This window comes from Arthrobacter sp. Y3222053, from assembly GCF_059092805.1.
This window is the reverse complement of the sequence record NZ_JBNHIA010000005.1, coordinates 262,531-279,002: the sequence shown is the minus strand read 5'-3', so window position 1 is coordinate 279,002 and position 16,472 is coordinate 262,531. Positions and strand designations below refer to the sequence as shown.

General features: G+C 70.8%; 14 protein-coding genes and 1 tRNA gene. 10 read left to right on the top strand and 5 right to left on the bottom strand.

From position 1 onward, the window contains the following. Positions 1-65 precede the first annotated feature (65 nt). The 7 genes from AC5RUW_RS14155 (at position 66) to AC5RUW_RS14125 (ending at position 7,668) form a co-directional block, all read left to right on the top strand. The gene (locus AC5RUW_RS14155) at positions 66-971 is read left to right on the top strand and encodes an SDR family oxidoreductase (protein WP_494161271.1); all 906 of its coding nucleotides are present in this window, start codon (positions 66-68) and stop codon (positions 969-971) included. Further along, entirely contained in the window at positions 968-1,801 is an 834-nt protein-coding gene (locus AC5RUW_RS14150; RefSeq protein ID WP_494161270.1) for a MaoC/PaaZ C-terminal domain-containing protein, read from the top strand. The genes AC5RUW_RS14155 and AC5RUW_RS14150 overlap by 4 nt, the downstream gene beginning before the upstream one ends. Positions 1,802-1,847: 46 nt before the next feature. Then, a complete protein-coding gene (locus AC5RUW_RS14145; RefSeq protein WP_494161269.1) occupies positions 1,848-2,633 on the top strand; it encodes an electron transfer flavoprotein subunit beta/FixA family protein in 786 nt (261 codons plus the stop codon). Positions 2,634-2,635: 2 nt separating this feature from the next. Continuing rightward, the gene (locus AC5RUW_RS14140) at positions 2,636-3,622 is read left to right on the top strand and encodes an electron transfer flavoprotein subunit alpha/FixB family protein (protein ID WP_494161268.1); all 987 of its coding nucleotides are present in this window, start codon (positions 2,636-2,638) and stop codon (positions 3,620-3,622) included. Between the two features lie 4 nt (positions 3,623-3,626). Further along, positions 3,627-5,231, top strand: a complete 1,605-nt coding sequence (locus AC5RUW_RS14135; RefSeq protein ID WP_494161267.1) for a cytochrome b/b6 domain-containing protein — start codon at positions 3,627-3,629, stop codon at positions 5,229-5,231. 97 nt (positions 5,232-5,328) lie between these two features. Next, positions 5,329-5,416 (top strand) — tRNA-Ser (locus AC5RUW_RS14130). A gap of 1,070 nt (positions 5,417-6,486) precedes the next feature. Next, positions 6,487-7,668: a Fic family protein gene (locus AC5RUW_RS14125; protein WP_494161266.1), complete on the top strand. Its 1,182-nt coding sequence runs from the start codon at positions 6,487-6,489 to the stop codon at positions 7,666-7,668. A 293-nt stretch (positions 7,669-7,961) separates the two neighbouring features. On the opposite strand, the gene AC5RUW_RS14120 is transcribed toward AC5RUW_RS14125, so the two are convergent. Next, on the bottom strand, positions 7,962-10,454 hold the full coding sequence (locus tag AC5RUW_RS14120; protein WP_494161265.1) for an ABC transporter permease: 2,493 nt from the start codon (positions 10,452-10,454) through the stop codon (positions 7,962-7,964). 1 nt (position 10,455) lies between these two features. Beyond that, positions 10,456-11,211: an ABC transporter ATP-binding protein gene (locus tag AC5RUW_RS14115; RefSeq protein WP_494161264.1), complete on the bottom strand. Its 756-nt coding sequence runs from the start codon at positions 11,209-11,211 to the stop codon at positions 10,456-10,458. Between the two features lie 141 nt (positions 11,212-11,352). Here AC5RUW_RS14115 and AC5RUW_RS14110 point away from each other — a divergent pair, with 141 nt between their 5' ends. Both AC5RUW_RS14110 and AC5RUW_RS14105 read left to right on the top strand, forming a co-directional pair. Next, entirely contained in the window at positions 11,353-12,642 is a 1,290-nt protein-coding gene (locus AC5RUW_RS14110; RefSeq protein WP_494161263.1) for a sensor histidine kinase, read from the top strand. Next, the gene (locus AC5RUW_RS14105) at positions 12,630-13,274 is read left to right on the top strand and encodes a response regulator (protein ID WP_494161262.1); all 645 of its coding nucleotides are present in this window, start codon (positions 12,630-12,632) and stop codon (positions 13,272-13,274) included. The genes AC5RUW_RS14110 and AC5RUW_RS14105 overlap by 13 nt, the downstream gene beginning before the upstream one ends. A 32-nt stretch (positions 13,275-13,306) precedes the next feature. On the opposite strand, the gene AC5RUW_RS14100 is transcribed toward AC5RUW_RS14105, so the two are convergent. Continuing rightward, positions 13,307-13,981 carry a DsbA family protein gene (locus AC5RUW_RS14100; RefSeq protein ID WP_494161261.1) on the bottom strand — a complete coding sequence of 225 codons (675 nt, stop codon included), beginning with the start codon at positions 13,979-13,981 and terminating at the stop codon, positions 13,307-13,309. Positions 13,982-14,169: 188 nt separating this feature from the next. Here AC5RUW_RS14100 and AC5RUW_RS14095 point away from each other — a divergent pair, with 188 nt between their 5' ends. Further along, positions 14,170-15,075, top strand: coding sequence for a LysR family transcriptional regulator (locus AC5RUW_RS14095; RefSeq protein WP_494161260.1), 906 nt, complete (start codon positions 14,170-14,172; stop codon positions 15,073-15,075). Here AC5RUW_RS14095 and AC5RUW_RS14090 read toward each other — a convergent pair. Both AC5RUW_RS14090 and AC5RUW_RS14085 read right to left on the bottom strand, forming a co-directional pair. Beyond that, on the bottom strand, positions 15,072-15,986 hold the full coding sequence (locus AC5RUW_RS14090) for an oxygenase MpaB family protein (protein WP_494161259.1): 915 nt from the start codon (positions 15,984-15,986) through the stop codon (positions 15,072-15,074). The two genes, AC5RUW_RS14095 and AC5RUW_RS14090, sit on opposite strands and share 4 nt — an antisense overlap. Before the next feature lie 68 nt (positions 15,987-16,054). Beyond that, complete coding sequence (locus AC5RUW_RS14085) at positions 16,055-16,435, bottom strand: hypothetical protein (RefSeq protein WP_494161258.1); 381 nt, start codon at positions 16,433-16,435, stop codon at positions 16,055-16,057. Positions 16,436-16,472 lie beyond the last annotated feature (37 nt).

The window sequence follows — 16,472 nt, the reverse complement described above, 5'->3', positions numbered from 1 at the left end:
TAACATTTGCTTGGTAGACGCTACACTGGCCGACCAGGGCAGTGAACCCTAAGGAGAAAATCGACATGACCGGCATCTGTAAGGGACGAGTTGCCATCGTGACGGGCGCCGGCCGCGGCCTAGGCCGCGAGCACGCGCTGGAGCTGGCGCGGCAGGGCGCGAAGGTCGTCGTGAACGACCTGGGGACCTCCCTCGACGGCGTCGTCGAGGCCTCCGGGCCGGCGCACGACGTCGTGGACCTGATCCGCTCGATGGGCGGGGAAGCGGTGGCCAACGGCGCGGATGTTGCCGACTTCGAGCAGGCCCGGGGCCTGGTCCGGCAGGCCGTCGACACCTTCGGGCGCCTGGACATCCTGGTGAACAACGCCGGCTTCGTGCGGGACCGGATGCTGGTCAACACCTCGGAGGAGGAGTGGGACGCCGTGATCCGGGTGCACCTGAAGGGGCACTTCGCCCCGCTGCGCCACGCCGCCGAGTACTGGCGGGCCGAGGCCAAGGCCGGCCGGACCCCCGAGGCACGGGTCATCAACACCTCCTCCGGCGCCGGGCTGCAGGGCAGCGTCGGGCAGGCCAGCTACTCCGCAGCGAAGGCCGGCATCGCCGGGCTCACCCTGGTCGCCGCCCACGAGCTGGCCCGCTACGGGGTCACCGTGAACGCCATCGCCCCCTCCGCCCGCACCCGCATGACCGAAGGCGCCTTCGCCGAGGCGATGGCCGCCCCCGAAAGCGGGTTCGATGCCATGGATCCGGCCAACGTCTCGCCCGTCGTCGCCTGGCTGGCGAGCCCGGGCTCCCGGGAGGTCACCGGCCGGGTGATCGAAATCGAAGGCGGACGCATCTGCATCGAAGAGGGCTGGAACCACGGCCCCGCGCAGGACGCCGGCCGCCGCTGGGAGGCCGCCGCCGTCGGCGAGGCGGTCACGGCGCTGCTGCAGAAGGCCGCCGCTCCCGAACCGGTGTACGGCGCATGAGCGGCGCAGCCGCCCCCGGCATCGGGACCGTCCCCGGGACCGGCACCGGCACCGCCGGCGACTGGGCCGGACGCAGCCTCGGCGACCGCACGGCGGGTTACACCGAAACCGAGGCCATCCTCTACGCGCTCGCCGTCGGCGCCTCCGCGCAGGACCTGGACCTGGTCTTCGAGGACCGGCTGCGGGTGCTGCCCTCCTTCGGCCTGACGCTGGCCCAATGGGCCCCGGACGTGCTGGCCGGGCAGGGGGCCTTCGACAACCGTGCCGTGCACGGCTCGCAGCAGCTCACAGTCCACCGGCCGCTGCCCCGCTCCGGGGAAGTGACCATGAGCGCCCGGGTCGGCGAGGTCTGGGACAAGGGGTCCGCCGCCGTCTTCAACCTCATCGTCGAAAGCGACTTCTTCGCGGCGACCTGGCGGATCTTCGCCCCCGGCTGCGGCGGCTTCGGCGGAGACCGCGGGCCCTCCGCTCCCGCGGCGCCGGACACGGAACCCGCCGCCGTCGGAAGCATCGCCACCCAGCCCAACCAGGCGGCGCTCTACCGGCTGCTGGGGGACCGGCACCACATCCACATCGACCCGCAGGCCGCCCGGCGGATCGGCCAGGACCGGCCCATCCTGCACGGCCTGGCCTCGCTGGCCGCGGTGACGCTGCCGCTGGCCGGGCTCGCCGGAGCCCATCCGGCCGACCTGCGCGAGTTCTCCGGACGGTTCTCCGGCGTGGTGTTCCCCGGCGACGAAATCGCCGTCCGGAGCTGGACGGACGGACGCTTCGACGCCGCCGTGGCGGAACGTCCCGTCATCACCGACGGCCTGATAGCTTTCACGTAACCCGCACGGTTGCGCCCCGAACTTCGACGATGAAAGAGGGAAATCGATGAAAATAGTTGTTCTCATGAAGGAAGTCCCGGACACCTACGGGGACCGCACGCTGAACCTGGAGACCGGGCTCCTGGAACGCGCCGCCGGAGATCCGGTCCTGGACGAAATCACCGAACGGGCCCTCGAGGTGGCGCTGACCCACCGCGGCACCGATCCGGACACCGAGGTGGTCCTGCTCGCCGCCGGGCCGGACGGCACCATGCCGGCCACCCTGCGCAAGGGCCTGGCCATGGGCGCCGACCGCGCCGTGCACGTCTGCGACCCGGCCATGCTCGGCGCCGACACCACCCTCACCGCCGAGGTCCTGGCGGCGGCCATCCGGAACATCGGCTTCGACCTGGTGATCGCCGGCAACATCTCCACCGACGGCGGCGCAGGCGTGCTGCCCTCCATGCTGGCCGAACTGCTGGGAGTTCCCGGCATCACCTTCCTGAGCACGGTGGAACTCACCGCGGAGACGGTCGCCGGCACCCGAAACCTGGAAGCCGAAAGCACCCAGGTCCAGGCGCCCCTGCCCGCCGTCATCTCGATCACCGAAGCCCTGCCGGACGCCCGATTCCCCAACTTCAAGGGCATCATGGCCGCAAAGAAGAAGCCCTTCGACACCCTCACGCTGGCCGACCTCGGCATCACCGTCGACGACGAGGCGAACCGCTCCATCATCCTCTCCGTGGCGCAGCGCCCGGCCCGCGCCGCCGGCATCCGCATCGAAGACGAGGGCGACGCCGGCCGGCAGATCGCCGACTTCCTCGCCGAGAACCAACTCATCAAAGGACACTGACCATGCCCGCATACCCCGAAAACGCGACCCTCGTGCTCGTCGACCTCTCGCCGTCGGGCAAACTGCGCTCCAGCGCCGCCGAACTGATCGGCGCCGCCTCCGCCGTCGGCACGCCGGTGGCCCTCGCGGTGGCCGCGCCCGGCAGCGCTGACCGGCTCGGCAAGGAACTGGCGGGCCTCGGCGCCGCGCACGTAATGGTCGCCGAGACGGACCAGGCCGGCACCGCCGTCGTGGGACCCGTGGTGGACGCGCTGACCGCCGCCGCCGCGGCCCTGGCGCCCGAAGCGGTGCTGGTGCCGAACTCGATCCAGGGCCGGGATGCCGCCGCACGCTTCGCGGTGCGCACCGGCGCTGCCCTGGCCGCCGACGCCGTCGGCGTCTCCCGGGACGAGGAAGGCGTGGTGGCGCACCACTCCGTCTACGGCGGGGCGTACCTGACGGACTCCGCCGCAGCCAACGGCACGCTGGTCATCACGCTGCGCCAGGGCTCCTCCAGCCTCCGCGCCGAAGCGCAGGAACCCTCGGTCGAGGTGCTCGCCGCGCCGGCCTCCGGCGCTCACGACGCAACGATCACCAGCTGTGAGGAGACCGGCACGGTGTCCACGCGGCCGGAGCTGCGCGGCGCCTCCGTGGTCGTCTCCGGCGGCCGCGGCCTGGGCTCCGGCGAAAACTTCGCCCTGGTGGAAAGCCTCGCCGACGCGCTGGGCGGGGCGGTCGGCGCATCCCGCGCCGCCGTCGACGCCGGGTACGTGGCGCAGGCGATGCAGGTGGGCCAGACCGGCGTGACCGTGGCGCCGGACCTCTACATTGCCCTGGGCATCTCCGGCGCCATCCAGCACCGGGCCGGCATGCAGACGGCCAAGACCATCGTTGCGGTGAACAAGGACCCGGACGCGCCGATCTTCGACATCGCCGACTTCGGCGTGGTGGGGGACCTGTTCACCGTGGTGCCGCAGCTGGTGGCCGCCCTCGAAGAGAAGCGGGGATAGTCCGATGGTGAGGAAGGGACTGCCGCGGACCGCGGGGGAGGCAGTCGAGGCGACTCCGGAACAGGCGGCAGCGCCGGTTCCGGGGGCACCGCACGCCGCGGCGAATACGGCGGAAGCGGCAGGCGGCGGTGCGGCAGCTCCGGAGCAGAGGCCGACGGCGGCGGCAGCGGCTGCGACTGCTGCGGCTACTGCGACGGCGGCGGCAGAGCCCGGCGCCGCCCCGGCTCGTTCCGGCAGGCGTCAGGGGCTGCCCCGGACGGCGGGCGCGCCCGGCCCCGGACCGGACGCCGCAACAGCAGCAGCCGCCGGAGAGCCCGGCGGCGCCGCGGCCAACCCCGCCCCTTCCTCACCGTCCGCTTCCTCCTCACCGTCCGCTCCGGCCGCAGCGGCAACCACCGGCCGGCGCCGGGGGCTGCCCCGGCCGGCCGCCGCGGGGGAGGTCCCGGCGGCTCCCACGGCCGAAGCGACTGCCGGCGCGCCTGCGAATGCGCCCACCAACGCTCCCGACGGTGCATCCGCCAAGGCGCCCACCAATGCGCCCACCAACGCACCCACCGGCCGACGCCAGGGGATGCCCCGCCCGGCCGCGGCCACTGCGCCCGCTGCCGCGGCAGCCGCAACCCCGGCTTCCGCGGCCGGAGCGGCCCCAGCCGCCGGTGCCGCAGCCTCCTCTGGCCCGACATCGGCCGCCCCGGCCAAGCCGGCTTCCGCCCCCGCGAAGCCGGAACGGAGCCGGCTGCGGCAGGCCGCCCTGCTCGCCGTCGTCCTGCTGGTGCTCTGCGCCGCCGCGGTGCTGGCCGCCCGGTGGCTGGTCACGCTGGGGCCGGTCCAGGAGTTCCTCGCCCGTTACCCGGGGGAGAGCGAGCTGCCGCACGGAGCCCCTGTCGGGATTCCGGCGTGGCTGGGCTGGCAGCATTTCTTCAACGTGTTCCTGATGGTCCTGATCATCCGCTCCGGCTGGCAGGTCCGCACCCAGCGCCGCCCGCCGGCGCAGTGGACCCCCAAGTGGGGAAAGAACCCGAAGAAGATCAGCCTCACCCTGTGGCTGCACCAGTCGCTGGACATCCTCTGGCTGGTCAACGGTGCAGTCTTCGTGGTGCTGCTCGCCGTGACCGGGCAGTGGATGCGGGTGGTGCCGACCAGCTGGGACGTGTTCCCGAACGCGGCCTCCGCCGCCCTGCAGTACCTGTCGCTGGACTGGCCGACGGAAAACGGCTGGGTGAACTACAACTCCCTGCAGGTGCTGGCCTACTTCGTCACGATCTTCGTGGCCGCGCCGCTGGCGGCGCTCAGCGGCTACCGCATGTCCGGGATGTGGCCGGCCAAGGCGGATCGGCTGAACCGCATCTTCCCGGTGGAGGTGGCCCGGGCCATCCACTTCCCGGTGATGCTGTACTTCGTGGCGTTCATCATCGTGCACGTTGCACTGGTGCTGTCCACCGGGGCGTTGAAGAACCTGAACCACATGTACGCCGGCCAGGACGCGGTGAACTGGACGGGCTTCTGGATCATGTTCGCGTCCCTGCTGGTGATCGCCGGCGGCTGGTTCGCCGCCCGCCCGTTCGTGCTCGCCCCGATCGCCTCGCTGTTCGGCAAAGTCGGGCGCTGACGGCGCGCCGGCCGGCACCGGCCTAGCCGGACCGGGGCCGATTCGGCAATCCGGGCGTTGTCCGGTAGTCTTGTATCTGCTCTTGACGAGCAAACCTGGAGGATTCGCCTAGCGGCCTATGGCGCACGCCTGGAACGCGTGTTGGGTTAACGCCCTCGGGGGTTCAAATCCCCCATCCTCCGCCAGCAGAAAGTTGCCCCGGCTAGGTAGAGCCTAGCCGGGGCAACTTGCGTTAAGGGCCCCGAGCAAAACCGGCGAGTGAGGCAGAAGCCACGGCTGAGCTTCATGACGGCGTCATGGGCGGTGCCTGGCCGTCGGCATCGTAGCCCACATCTCCTGAACCGAGGCCGACCAAGAGCAGTCTAAGGACTGTCACGTGGGGCAGTTAGGCATTGGGGCGTGCTTAAGTGGGTGAGGGGTTCCTCGCAGGCTGCCGGCTGGTCCCGCCCCCTAAGGGCTGCTATTGCTGTTCGATGCCTATCGTCCCTCTGCCCAACAGCTACGCGACCTACCCGCTTGCTCTGGCTGCCAGAGTCGGGGACTGAGACTGCAGGCTTTCCCCATGGTTGTTAGTCGCTCTTGCGCTCCCGGAGTCAGGAGGCAATCCAGCAAGCCGTGGGCAGCGCGGTAGATCTGGCAGGACCGCGTTCATTCAGAGTGGAGCGGTTTCGGCAACGGCTACGGCTTCTGGCGGGGTACCCGCAACACAGGTCTTGGCAGGCTATAGATGTTATCCACAGAGTCATAGGTTGTAGGCGGAACCTATGATTCAGAACCCGAGTTTTATAGCCACACGTGCTGCTGGGCGTCGGCGATGCCAGAGGTCCGCCGCGTCTCATCGTCGTTTGGCTGCGTTGTAGACAGGACTCTAAGGGGCATCACGTCGTATTCGGGGAGCTAGTGGCTCTCATCTAAGCCATCCGTACAGGCAGAACAATGCACCAGGCTCCCGCCGAACTGTCCTTGCCCTCGCTTGGGGGGGGCGCTGTCTCTGCTGAGTACGCTGCTCCTTCGGAAGCGAAGCGAGGCGCAAGCTATAGATGTTGTCCCCAGAGTCATAGGGTGCCCACCAATCCTATGAATCACACCCTTGTGATTCATAGGATCTTCCATGGCGGCGCTCGCACCGGGGCCTGTAGAGGAGAACATCCGTGCGCCTAGTGAGGGGCCCAGCGTTATCTACTCGTCTCGGAACTACATCTATCCCATTCGGCCCTAAGCTATAAATGACGTTGGGCGAGCTAAGGAGACAACCGTGGAGCTGACGGAGTTTGGGCAGGAAGCAGCAGGTACGTTGGTTCCAATTACTGGCTACGATCACTCGCTTGGACGAGATTATGAGCATTGGGCGTTCGTGCCTAATCCCCTTCCAGATGAGCCGAATCTCTCTATGGCTACGTATAACCGGATAGCTGAAGCTGCCTTGGCCCTAGGCCGCTTGGATGCAGCCGCGGACAAGCTGCCAAACCCTCAGCTCCTTGTCCGTCCAGCTCTGCACAAAGAAGCGCAGAGTACCAGTGCCCTTGAGGGAACCCACGCCACGCTATTTGATGTGCTTGAGGCCGAGTTCGTCGACAAAGGGCGCCGCAGTTCGCAAGTTGCCGAAGTGCTGAATTATGTGGATGCTGCCGTTGAAGGTCTAAACTTAATTCAGAGGCGTCCAATTACTGCCGCAGTCATCGCAGAGCTCCAAGGCATTTTGGTTAAGGGCACGAGAGGTGGATCTTGGGATGCGGGGATGGTTCGTCGCTCGCCCGTCTATCTGGGGGGTTCTCGGCCTGGTATCGAGAATGCGCGTTTTGTGCCCGTTCCCGAAGGGGAGCAGCTACAGGAAGGGCTAAACGCTTGGGAACGCTGGATAAATGAACCCAACGACATTCCCCTAATTGCTAAGGCGGCACTGGGGCACTATCAGTTTGAAACTCTTCACCCGTTTACAGACGGAAACGGCCGTATGGGGCGTTTGGTGGTCACCCTGCAGCTCGTTGCAGCCGGCGCGTTGCGGTACCCGATCCTCAATATATCAACGTACTTTGAGCCGAGGAAGGAGCAGTATAAGGACTTGCTCCTGGCCTGCAGCCAGCGGAGTGAGTTCGACAGCTGGGTTCAGTTCTTTTGCGATGCTGTCGAACACCAAGCAAACGCCGAAATTGCTCGAATTGATGCCCTTCTGGAGTTCAGGAACCAGGTCCTAGACGAGCTTCGTGCAGCCAGTGCTAGGGGAGTCGTGCTTGATATTGTTGATGATTTAATCGCTTACCCGGTGATCACGCCATCCCAAGCTGCTCAGTTGCATAACAAGACTTATCCGCCGGCGAATAATGCCATTCAAAGGCTGACGGAAATGGGGTACTTGAGAGAAGTTACGGGGAGGAGCTATGGAAGGGTATATGTCTGCCGCAAGGTTATGGAGATTGTGGACGAGCTGCCTTCGTGACCCTTGCGTTAGGCGATTCGAACTTGCAGTACCCTAAGTAGGGTTGCTGAGCGCGGGATGCGCCGCCGCTAGTTAGATATATGATTTCACGCTGACTCTCTTCAGTCGCTTTAAGTCCTGTTAACCGCACTGGTACCTTTTCACCTCTCGCGGCCCGATGTCACCGTGGTTCCACCGCGATTATTCGGAGGTTCAATTCCCCCCCATCCTCCGCCGATGAGATGATCATCAAAGTAGAAGACCCCGGTCCTATGGGCCGGGGTCTTCTACTTTTCCGGTGTCAGTCGCCGGCATCAGCTCCGGGCCGGGCGCAGCGCCGCCCGGGTGGCCACGGCGACGGAGCCCAGCCCCAGGGCCGCCGTCGCGCCGGCCAGGGCCAGATAGGCGGCCGGGACGATCGACGGCAGCGGCGCCCCGGAGACGCTGTACGCGATGCCCATCAGCGGCGGGACGGCTAGCACGGTGCCCACCGCGACGGCCACCGCCGCGACCAGACCCGCCTCAGCGCCGGTCATCCGCCGCAGCTGGGCATCCGAGGCGCCCAGGCTGCGCAGCAGCAGCATCTCCGGCCGGCGCCGGGCGGTGGCCATGACCAGGGTGTTGACCACCGAGACGGCCAGGTACCCGAGCAGCACCAGCATGGCGATGACGGACACCCAGGACTCGGCGTTCCGTTCCGCGGAGCCGGCCGCGGCCAGGCCGTCGCGGTCCAGCAGCGTCAGCCCCAGTCCGGCCACGGCCGCCTCGAGCTCCGCAGGGTCGGTGCCCGGTGCGGCGCTGACCAGCAGGTGGTCGTTCAGGCCCGTGGTGGTGTGGGCGCGCAGCGTGTCGTTGGCCACCGCGACGTCCCCGAAGCCCAGCCCCCGCTCATAGGTCGCGACGACGACGGCGGTCGCCGGCGTGCCGTCCCCGAACCGGAAGCCGAACTCCCCGCCCGGGGCGACGCCGGCGGCCCGGGCCAGGTCGACGCTGAGGGCCACGGTGCCGGGCTCGGCCAGCCGGTCCAGGGAGCCCTCGCTGACCTTCAGGTCCAGCGTCCCGTCCAGCTCCGCCGGGTCCAGCCCCTGCACGGCGTAGGGCGTGACGCCGTCCTCCATGCCGAGGAAGCGGGTGTCTGCCAGGACCGCGGACCGGGCCACCGCGGTCGCGGACTGCACCCCGGGCAGGGCGGCCACCCGCTCCGCGGTTTCCGCGGACAGCCCCGACGCCGGAGCGCTGACCAGATAGGCGGCCACCGTTCCGTCACGGGCCTGCCGCTCGGCTTCCGCCTCCACGGTGGTGGGCGTGAAGAACTGCACCGAGCCCAGTGCCACGGCCAGCGCGAGCGGAACGATGCCGGCGGCCAGCCGCCGCGGGAAGGCACCGGCGTTGGCTTCGGCCAGCACCAGCGACGCCGAGGCGCTGCGGCCCAGCAGCGGTCGCAGCAGCTTCAGCACCGCGGTGACCAGCCACGGCCCGAGGACCGCCGTGCCGATCACCAGCAGCAGGATGCTGGAGGCAGCCGCCGCCAGCCCGCCGTCGCCGGGCACCGCCATCGGTACGACGGCGGCGAGCAGGCCCGCGGCCAGCAGGGCCAGCCCGGTGTTCACCCGGCCGCGGCCGAGCCGGGCGGACTCGGTCTGGGACTCCCGCAGCGCGGCGGTCGGCGGGGTGCGGACGGTGCCGCGGGCAGCCACGAACGAGGCGCCCACGGCCGCGGCCACGCTGATCAGCACCGCGGCGAGGGCCGGGAGCGGGCCGTAGGCCAGCCGGAAGGATGCGGGGATGACGCCGGCGTCGGCGAACTGCCCGCCCAGCAGCGCGGCGAGCCCGAACCCGGGGGCCGCGCCCAGGACCGCGGCCGCCGCGGAGACCAGCAGCACCTCGCGGACCACCAGCCCCAGCGCCTGCCCGCTGCCCGCCCCCACGGCCCGCAGCATGGCGAACTCGCGGCGGCGTCCCAGCACCGACAGGGACAACGTTCCGGCGGTCACGAACACGGCGGTCATCACCGCCACCCCGGCCAGCGAGCCGCTCAGCAGCAGCAGGCCCGAGCGGGCGGCTGCCCCGCCGAGGTTCTCCACGTCCCCGCGGGCGTCGCCGGTGTAGGCGACGACGCCGTCCACCCGGGCTTCGATCGCTGCGGCCAGGTCGTCCGGACCGACGCCGGGGTCGGCGAGCACGCCGACGGTGGCCACGGAGCCGCCGTGGGGCCACAGGGCCTGCGCCCCGGCCGGGCTGAGGAAGACGGCCGGGCCGGCGGCCGACGACGCGCCGTCCGCGCCGCCGTCGGACGCCAGGACACCGGAGACCGTGTACTCGGTGCGCTCCCCGCCGTGGGCCAGCACCAGCCGGCTGCCCGGCTCCGCGCCGAGGGAGGCATCCACCGCCACGTCGTTAGCCGCCTGCGGGGCCCGCCCGCCGGCCAGCTCGTACGGGCCCAGGGCGGCGCTGTCCCAGCCGGCGGCCGTGACGGCGGCGCCGTCGGCGGTGGCCAGCGGAATCTCGACGCCGCCCACGGCCCGGTCCACGCCGGGCACCGCGGCGATCTGCTCCACCGCCGCGGCCGGCAGCAGGACCCGCTCGGGCAGGGCGACGTCCATGTCCTCCACGACCGGGACCTCCTGCGGGGCGCCCACCACGACGTCGGCGCCCTGCAGCCGCTGGGGGCCGACGCCGCCGCGCAGCCCGGATTCAATCAGCACGCCCATCGCCGTGATCAGCGCCGAGCAGAGGAGCACGGCGACGAAGACGCCGGCGAACCCGCCGCGGTGATGGCGGACGGAGGCTTTGGCAAGGGTCCACATATCAGCGCTCTCCCAGGTCGGCCATGCGGGCGGTGATGTCACGGGCGGAGGCATCCGTGATGCTGCCGTCCAGCCGCCCGTCGGCGAGGAACAGGACGGTGTCCGCGTGCCGAGCGGCCACCGGGTCGTGGGTCACCATGATCACGGTCTGGCCCAGGGCGGAGACCGTGTGGCGCAGCAGCCCCAGCACCTGCTGCGCGGTGGCCGAGTCCAGGGCGCCGGTCGGCTCGTCCGCGAACACGGCGGCCGGGCGGGTGATCAGGGCCCGGGCGATCGCGGCCCGCTGCTGCTGGCCGCCGGAGAGCTCCTGCGGCTTCCGGTGGCCCAGCCCGCCCAGCCCGACCGCCTCCAGCACGTAGTCCAGCCAGGCCTGGTCCGGGCCGCGGCCGGCCAGCAGCAGCGGCAGCGTCACGTTCCGCGCCACGCTCAGCTGGGGCAGCAGGTTGTAGGACTGGAAGACGAAGCCCACATGGTCCCGCCGGAACCGGGTCAGGGCCTTGGGCCGCAGCCGGGAGATTTCGGTGCCGCCCAGCAGCACCCGGCCGGTATCCGGGGTGTCCAGGCCCGCCGCGCTCTGCAGCAGGGTGCTCTTGCCCGAGCCCGAGGGGCCCATGACCGCGGTGAACGTCCCGGCCGGAAGGGCCAGGGACACGTCCCGGAGCGCGTGCACCCGGGAACCGCCGGACCGGTAACTCTTGGAAACGCCCTGCAGCGCAAGGGCCGCAGGTGCGGAAAACTCAGCGGCATCGGTGTACATGGTTTGTCCTATCGGGAAGGGGTTTGGCTTCCCTGTCGACGCTATTGAGCGCCGGGCGGGGATCCGATACCGCCAGCCGGCCGGTTTGGGGTAGAGCCAGCTATACCGACAGCCGCCGGGCGGTCCGGCATAATTCTGGAAATGACCTCCCCGAGCCGCGCAGGCCTCGCCTCCCGCACCCGGGACCTGCTGTTCCTGCTGCGCGAAGGCGCCTGGTCGCTGGTCTCGTGGGCGGTGCTGGTGGCCGGCATCGCGCTGCTGCCGTTCGTGGCGCTGGGCGTGGGCCTCTACGCCGTGCCGGGACTGCTGACCGCGGTGAACCTGCTCGCCGTCCGCGCCCAGCACCGCTCGGCCGGATTCGCCCACGCAGTGATGCCTTTTGACCGGCGGCGGCTGGCCGGCCGGCAGCCGTTCTGCGAGCTGGCCGCCCTGATCACCGCCCCGGACACTAAACGGGACCTGTCCTGGCTGCTGTTCCACTGCGCCGCCGGGCTGCTGGCCGGAGCGCTGGCGCTGGCGCTGCCCGCCGGGGCGGTGCTCTACCTGCTGCTGGCCCCGTGGTGGCAGCTGTTCCCGGCGGACGCGCCGCTGGACATGACGGTCACGGTCACCAGCTGGCCCGACGCCGCTCTGGCCATGCTGCTCGGCGTGCTGTACGCCGTGCTGGCCTGGCTGCTGCTGCCGTGGATGGCCCGGCGGCTGAGCGACGGAACGCTGGCCATCCTCTCGCCGCGCCGCTACGCGGAGCTCTCCCGCCGGATCCAGGAACTGTCCTCCGCGCGGGCCAGCGCGCTCGCCGCGCACTCGGCCGAGCTGCGCCGGATTGAACGTGAACTGCACGACGGCGCGCAGAACCGGCTGGTCGGCGTCGTCATGATGCTCGGGCTGGCGCAGCGGGCCGCGGAAACCGATCCGGCGGCCGCGGTTCCGCTCCTGGGCCGGGCGCAGGACGCGGCGACGGAGGCGCTGGCCGGACTGCGCGCGGCGGTGCACGACATCTATCCGCCGGTCCTGGACGAACTCGGCCTAGGCGGAGCGGCGTCGGCGCTGACCAGCCGCTCACCGATACCCTGCACCCTGGACACGGCCGGCCTGGAGCGGGCCCCGGCAGCGGTGGAATCGGCCGCCTATTTCGTGCTCGCCGAGGCGCTGACCAACGCGGCCAAGCATTCGCAGGCGGCGCGGATCGACGTGGCCCTGCGGACCGAATCGGGCGGGCGGGAGGAGACCCTGGTAATTGAAGTGGACGACGACGGGCGCGGGGGAGCGCGGGTGCCGGACCCGGCCGACGGCGACGGCGCGGCCGGCGGGTCCGGCACCGGCCTGGCCGGCATTGCCCGGCGGGCGGCCGCGTTCGGCGGCAGGGCGCTGCTGGACAGCCCGGCCGGCGGACCGACGAAGCTGAGAGTGGAGCTGCCATGCGCCTTCTGATCGCCGAAGACGACGCGCTGCTGCGCGCCGGCCTGGAACTGCTGCTGCGCGGCGAGGGGTTCGACGTCGTCGGCTCCTGGGACAACGCCGATGACCTGCTGGCGGCCTTCGAGCCCGGCGGCGCCGACGGCGCGGTGCTGGACGTGCGGATGCCGCCGACCTTCACCAACGAAGGCCTGCGCGCGGCCCTGGAACTGCGCGAAAGGGTGCCGGAGTTTCCGGTCCTCGTGCTTTCCGCCTATGTGGAGGACCGGTACGCCAGCCGGCTGCTGGCCTCCGGCGCGCAGGGGGTGGGCTATCTGCTGAAGGAGCGCGTGGGCAACGTCGGCGAGTTCGTGGACGGGCTGCGCCGGGTGCTGGCAGGCGGCACCGTGATGGACCCGGAGGTCATCGCCCAGCTGTTCAGCCGCCGCAGCACCCAGGACCCGATCCGCTCCCTGACGCCGCGCGAGTTCGAGGTGCTCGGACTGGTGGCCGAGGGGCTGGGCAACGCGGCCATCGCGGAGACGATCTCCGTCTCCGAAACCGCGGTCAGCAAACACATCGGCAACATCTTCGCCAAGCTCGGGCTCGCGCCGTCGGACAGCGGGCACCGCCGGGTCCTGGCCACCCTTGCCTACCTGCGCTCCTAGGTCCTCCCAGGCAACACCGGCAGGCGGGGGGCCTACTTGCCGAGGGCTTCGTCCAGCGGCTCCTGGATCTCGCTGTAGTCACCGGACTCGAGCTGCAGCACCTCACCGTCGAGGTAGAGGGTGGGAGTGCCGCGGACCTCGAGCTCCTGGGCGTCCTGCAGGTCCCGGGCCACCCGGTCCCTGATGGCGTCCGACTCGTAGTCGGCGCGGTACCGGTCCATGTCCAGGCCGATCTCCTCGGCGTAGCCGGCGAAGATGTCGTCCACGTTGTCCGCGGTCTTCCAGTCCTGCTGGTGCTCGAAGACGGCGGCGGCCATCTGCTCCATCGCGCCCTGCTCGGCGGCGGCCTCCACGGCGCGGGCGGACGGCTCGGCGTTCTGGTGCTTGGGCAGCGGGTAGTTCCGCACGACGATGCGCACCGAGTCGCCGTAGTCGTCCCTGGCCTGCTGGATCAGCTCATCCATCATGGCGCAGTAGGGGCACTGGTAGTCGGTGAACAGCACCAGGGTGGCCTGCGGATCCGCCGGGTCGGTGAGGGTCCGGGCGTCCGCGGGGATCAGCTGGTCGGCCTGCTCCGCCGGCACCGTGGTTGCCGCGGTGGCGCTGGTCGAGGCTTCCGGAGAGGGCGCGTCGGTGGTTCCGCAGGACACCACGCCGCCGCCTGCCAGCAAACCCGCGATGAGAAGTGAGGTTGCAACCCTGCGCATGGTTCCTTTCAAGAGTCCGGGGATGCCTTGAGTCGTGGGAGGCCTTGTTGATGGGGAGGGGCCGGGAGGGAAAGGAGGGATGGCCGGATCATGCCGGCAGGCACTGCGCTCCCCATCGTTTCGATCGTTGCACCGGCGGCGGGGGTGCCGGTACCCCGCTGATCGGCACCGGCCTATATCGTTCTGATATGGGCGAGCCGTGGCCGGACCTGCAGGTGCTGGAACTGTTCGTTGCCGTGGTCGAGGAAGGCAGCGTCGGAGCCGGAGCGCGGCGGGTCGGCATGGCCCAGCCCAACGCCAGCCGCGCGCTCGCGGAGCTGGAGGCGCACCACGATGCGGCCCTGCTGGTGCGCAGCCCGCGCGGGTCGGTGCCCACCGCCCGAGGACGGCAGCTCGCGGAGGCGGCCCGGGAGCTGCTCGATGCGGCCCGCCGGTTCACCGCCGGGCAGGGCGGCGCCGCCGGCTCGGGTGTACAGGAGCTGACCGTCGGCGCCAGCGACACGATTGCCGAGACGCTGCTGCCGGCCTGGCTGGCCGCACTGAAACGCCGCCTGCCGGAGGCCCGGGTGCAGGTGCAGGTGCTGAACTCCGCCCAGGTGCTCGACGAGGTCCAGCGCGGCGGGCTGCAGCTGGGGTTCGTGGAAACGCCCACCGTGCCGGTCCGGCTGAACACCCTGGTGGTCGCCGAGGACGAGCTGGTGGTGGTCGTGGCGCCCAGCCACGAGTGGGCGGAGCGCGCCGGACGGCTCAGCGCGCAGGAACTGGCGGCCACTCCGCTGGTCGTGCGTGAACCTGGCTCGGGCACCGGCCAGGCGCTGCGGGACGCGCTCGTCGGATACGAGGTCGCCGAGCCGGTGCAGGTGCTGGGCAGCAATGCGGCGGTCCGGGTGGCGGTGGAGGCCGGCGCCGGTCCGGCCGCGCTCAGCGCGCTGGCGGTACGGAACCAGCTGGCCGCCGGCGAGCTGCTGCAGGTTCCGGTGGACGGGCTGGACGCCGGGCGGCCGCTGACCGCCGTCTGGGCAGGTCCACGCCGGCTGTCCGGTGCCGCCGCGGAACTGGTGTCCGTAGCGGCCGCCGGGCATCCGGACCGCTAGGGCAGGTTCTGCAGTCGGGCGATGCGTTCGCGGGCGGAGCGTTCGCTGGGCCCCTGCGCGCCAAGGCCCAGCCGGATCACGCCCAGCACCGCCTTGACCGGCAGGCGCATCGGAATCGGCACCGGCCCCAGATGCGGGGCGCGCAGTCCCAGCAGCCGCCGGTGTTCGGGCGTCAGGGTGGAGACTGCGCCGGCGAACAGCACCCGGTAGCCCAGCCGCTGGGAGCGGGGAAGCGGCGGGTTGCGGAGGAACCCCAGCACCTCGTCCAGATACGCGCTGTGGTACAGCTCGTCGTCGAACGCCGCCATCTGTGCGCGCAGCTGCGCTTCGCTGCGCGGCGGATCGGGAATGCCCATCAGCTCCCCGGCCACCGCCCACTCGTCCACGTATTGGTCGGCGCCGCCGGGAATCGGGCGGCCGAAGGCCAGATGCGAGGTGAGGAACGCGTCGGTGAACGCCAGATGCACCCAGCGGCCGATCTCCGGATCGTTGGCGGAGTAGTCCTGCGGTGCGCCCCCGGCGTCGACGTAGCTGCCCTGCACCCGTTCATGCAGCCGGCGCACCCACTGCGAGCCGTTGCGGGCGGCGGCAGTGTCACCGTAGGTGACGGTGAAGATCCAGCGGATGGTGCCGGCCAGCCGGCCGAGCGGATCCTCCTTGTAGTTGGAGTAGTCATGCACCCCGGCCAGGGCGCCCGGGTGCAGGGCCTGCAGCAGCAGCGCGCGGATGCCCGCGACGATGGGCGTCATGGATCCGTGCACCGCCCAGACGGCGGAGTCGGGGCCGAAGTGGCCGACGTCGTCGCCCTTGGCCAGGTCCAGCTCCCACTGCTGCTCGGTGGGGCTGTTGTTGCTGAAGGTGCCGATCAGCTGCCGGCGCCAGGACTGCCAGGCCTGCCGTACACGGTTCATGGTGCTCCTGCCGCGAGGTTTCTCCCAGTGTCCTCCGGCCGGAACCCCGAAGGCCAGTTCGGGCCGCGTCAGCGTTCCGGCGGGCGGCCCTGCGGCTGGCAGGCCGCGATCACCCACACGGCCGGCAGCAGGGGAAGGAACGCCAACGGCAGCTGGTTCCCGGGGTCCTGCCACAGCACCAGCCGGCCCAGCGCCACCGCCCACACGGTCAACCCGGCGGCGGCGCCCCACGCTGCGCCCGCCGGAAGCCGGCGGCCGAGCAGCTGGCCGTTGAGCAGATACGCCGCTCCCGCCGCCGAGCCCAGGACCGCGGCGGCGCCGGCCACCGCCTGCCCGAGCGGGGTGATCGGGGTCGGGACGGTGAAGGCCACCACCAGGCAGAGCAGGCCCAGGGCACCGACCGTCCAGGCGCCGACGACCCGGCGGGGGCAGCGGTTCGCGGTTTCCATATGCCCGGACCCTAGCAACGGGCCCGGGCCAACACGC

Coding starts and splice junctions, on each gene's coding strand:
- AC5RUW_RS14155 (WP_494161271.1), top strand. CDS start 66: ATGACCGGCATCTGTAAGGGACGAGTTGCCATCGTGACGGGCGCCGGC.
- AC5RUW_RS14150 (WP_494161270.1), top strand. CDS start 968: ATGAGCGGCGCAGCCGCCCCCGGCATCGGGACCGTCCCCGGGACCGGC.
- AC5RUW_RS14145 (WP_494161269.1), top strand. CDS start 1,848: ATGAAAATAGTTGTTCTCATGAAGGAAGTCCCGGACACCTACGGGGAC.
- AC5RUW_RS14140 (WP_494161268.1), top strand. CDS start 2,636: ATGCCCGCATACCCCGAAAACGCGACCCTCGTGCTCGTCGACCTCTCG.
- AC5RUW_RS14135 (WP_494161267.1), top strand. CDS start 3,627: ATGGTGAGGAAGGGACTGCCGCGGACCGCGGGGGAGGCAGTCGAGGCG.
- AC5RUW_RS14120 (WP_494161265.1), bottom strand. CDS start 10,454: ATGTGGACCCTTGCCAAAGCCTCCGTCCGCCATCACCGCGGCGGGTTC.
- AC5RUW_RS14115 (WP_494161264.1), bottom strand. CDS start 11,211: ATGTACACCGATGCCGCTGAGTTTTCCGCACCTGCGGCCCTTGCGCTG.
- AC5RUW_RS14110 (WP_494161263.1), top strand. CDS start 11,353: ATGACCTCCCCGAGCCGCGCAGGCCTCGCCTCCCGCACCCGGGACCTG.
- AC5RUW_RS14105 (WP_494161262.1), top strand. CDS start 12,630: ATGCGCCTTCTGATCGCCGAAGACGACGCGCTGCTGCGCGCCGGCCTG.
- AC5RUW_RS14100 (WP_494161261.1), bottom strand. CDS start 13,981: ATGCGCAGGGTTGCAACCTCACTTCTCATCGCGGGTTTGCTGGCAGGC.
- AC5RUW_RS14095 (WP_494161260.1), top strand. CDS start 14,170: ATGGGCGAGCCGTGGCCGGACCTGCAGGTGCTGGAACTGTTCGTTGCC.
- AC5RUW_RS14090 (WP_494161259.1), bottom strand. CDS start 15,986: ATGAACCGTGTACGGCAGGCCTGGCAGTCCTGGCGCCGGCAGCTGATC.
- AC5RUW_RS14085 (WP_494161258.1), bottom strand. CDS start 16,435: ATGGAAACCGCGAACCGCTGCCCCCGCCGGGTCGTCGGCGCCTGGACG.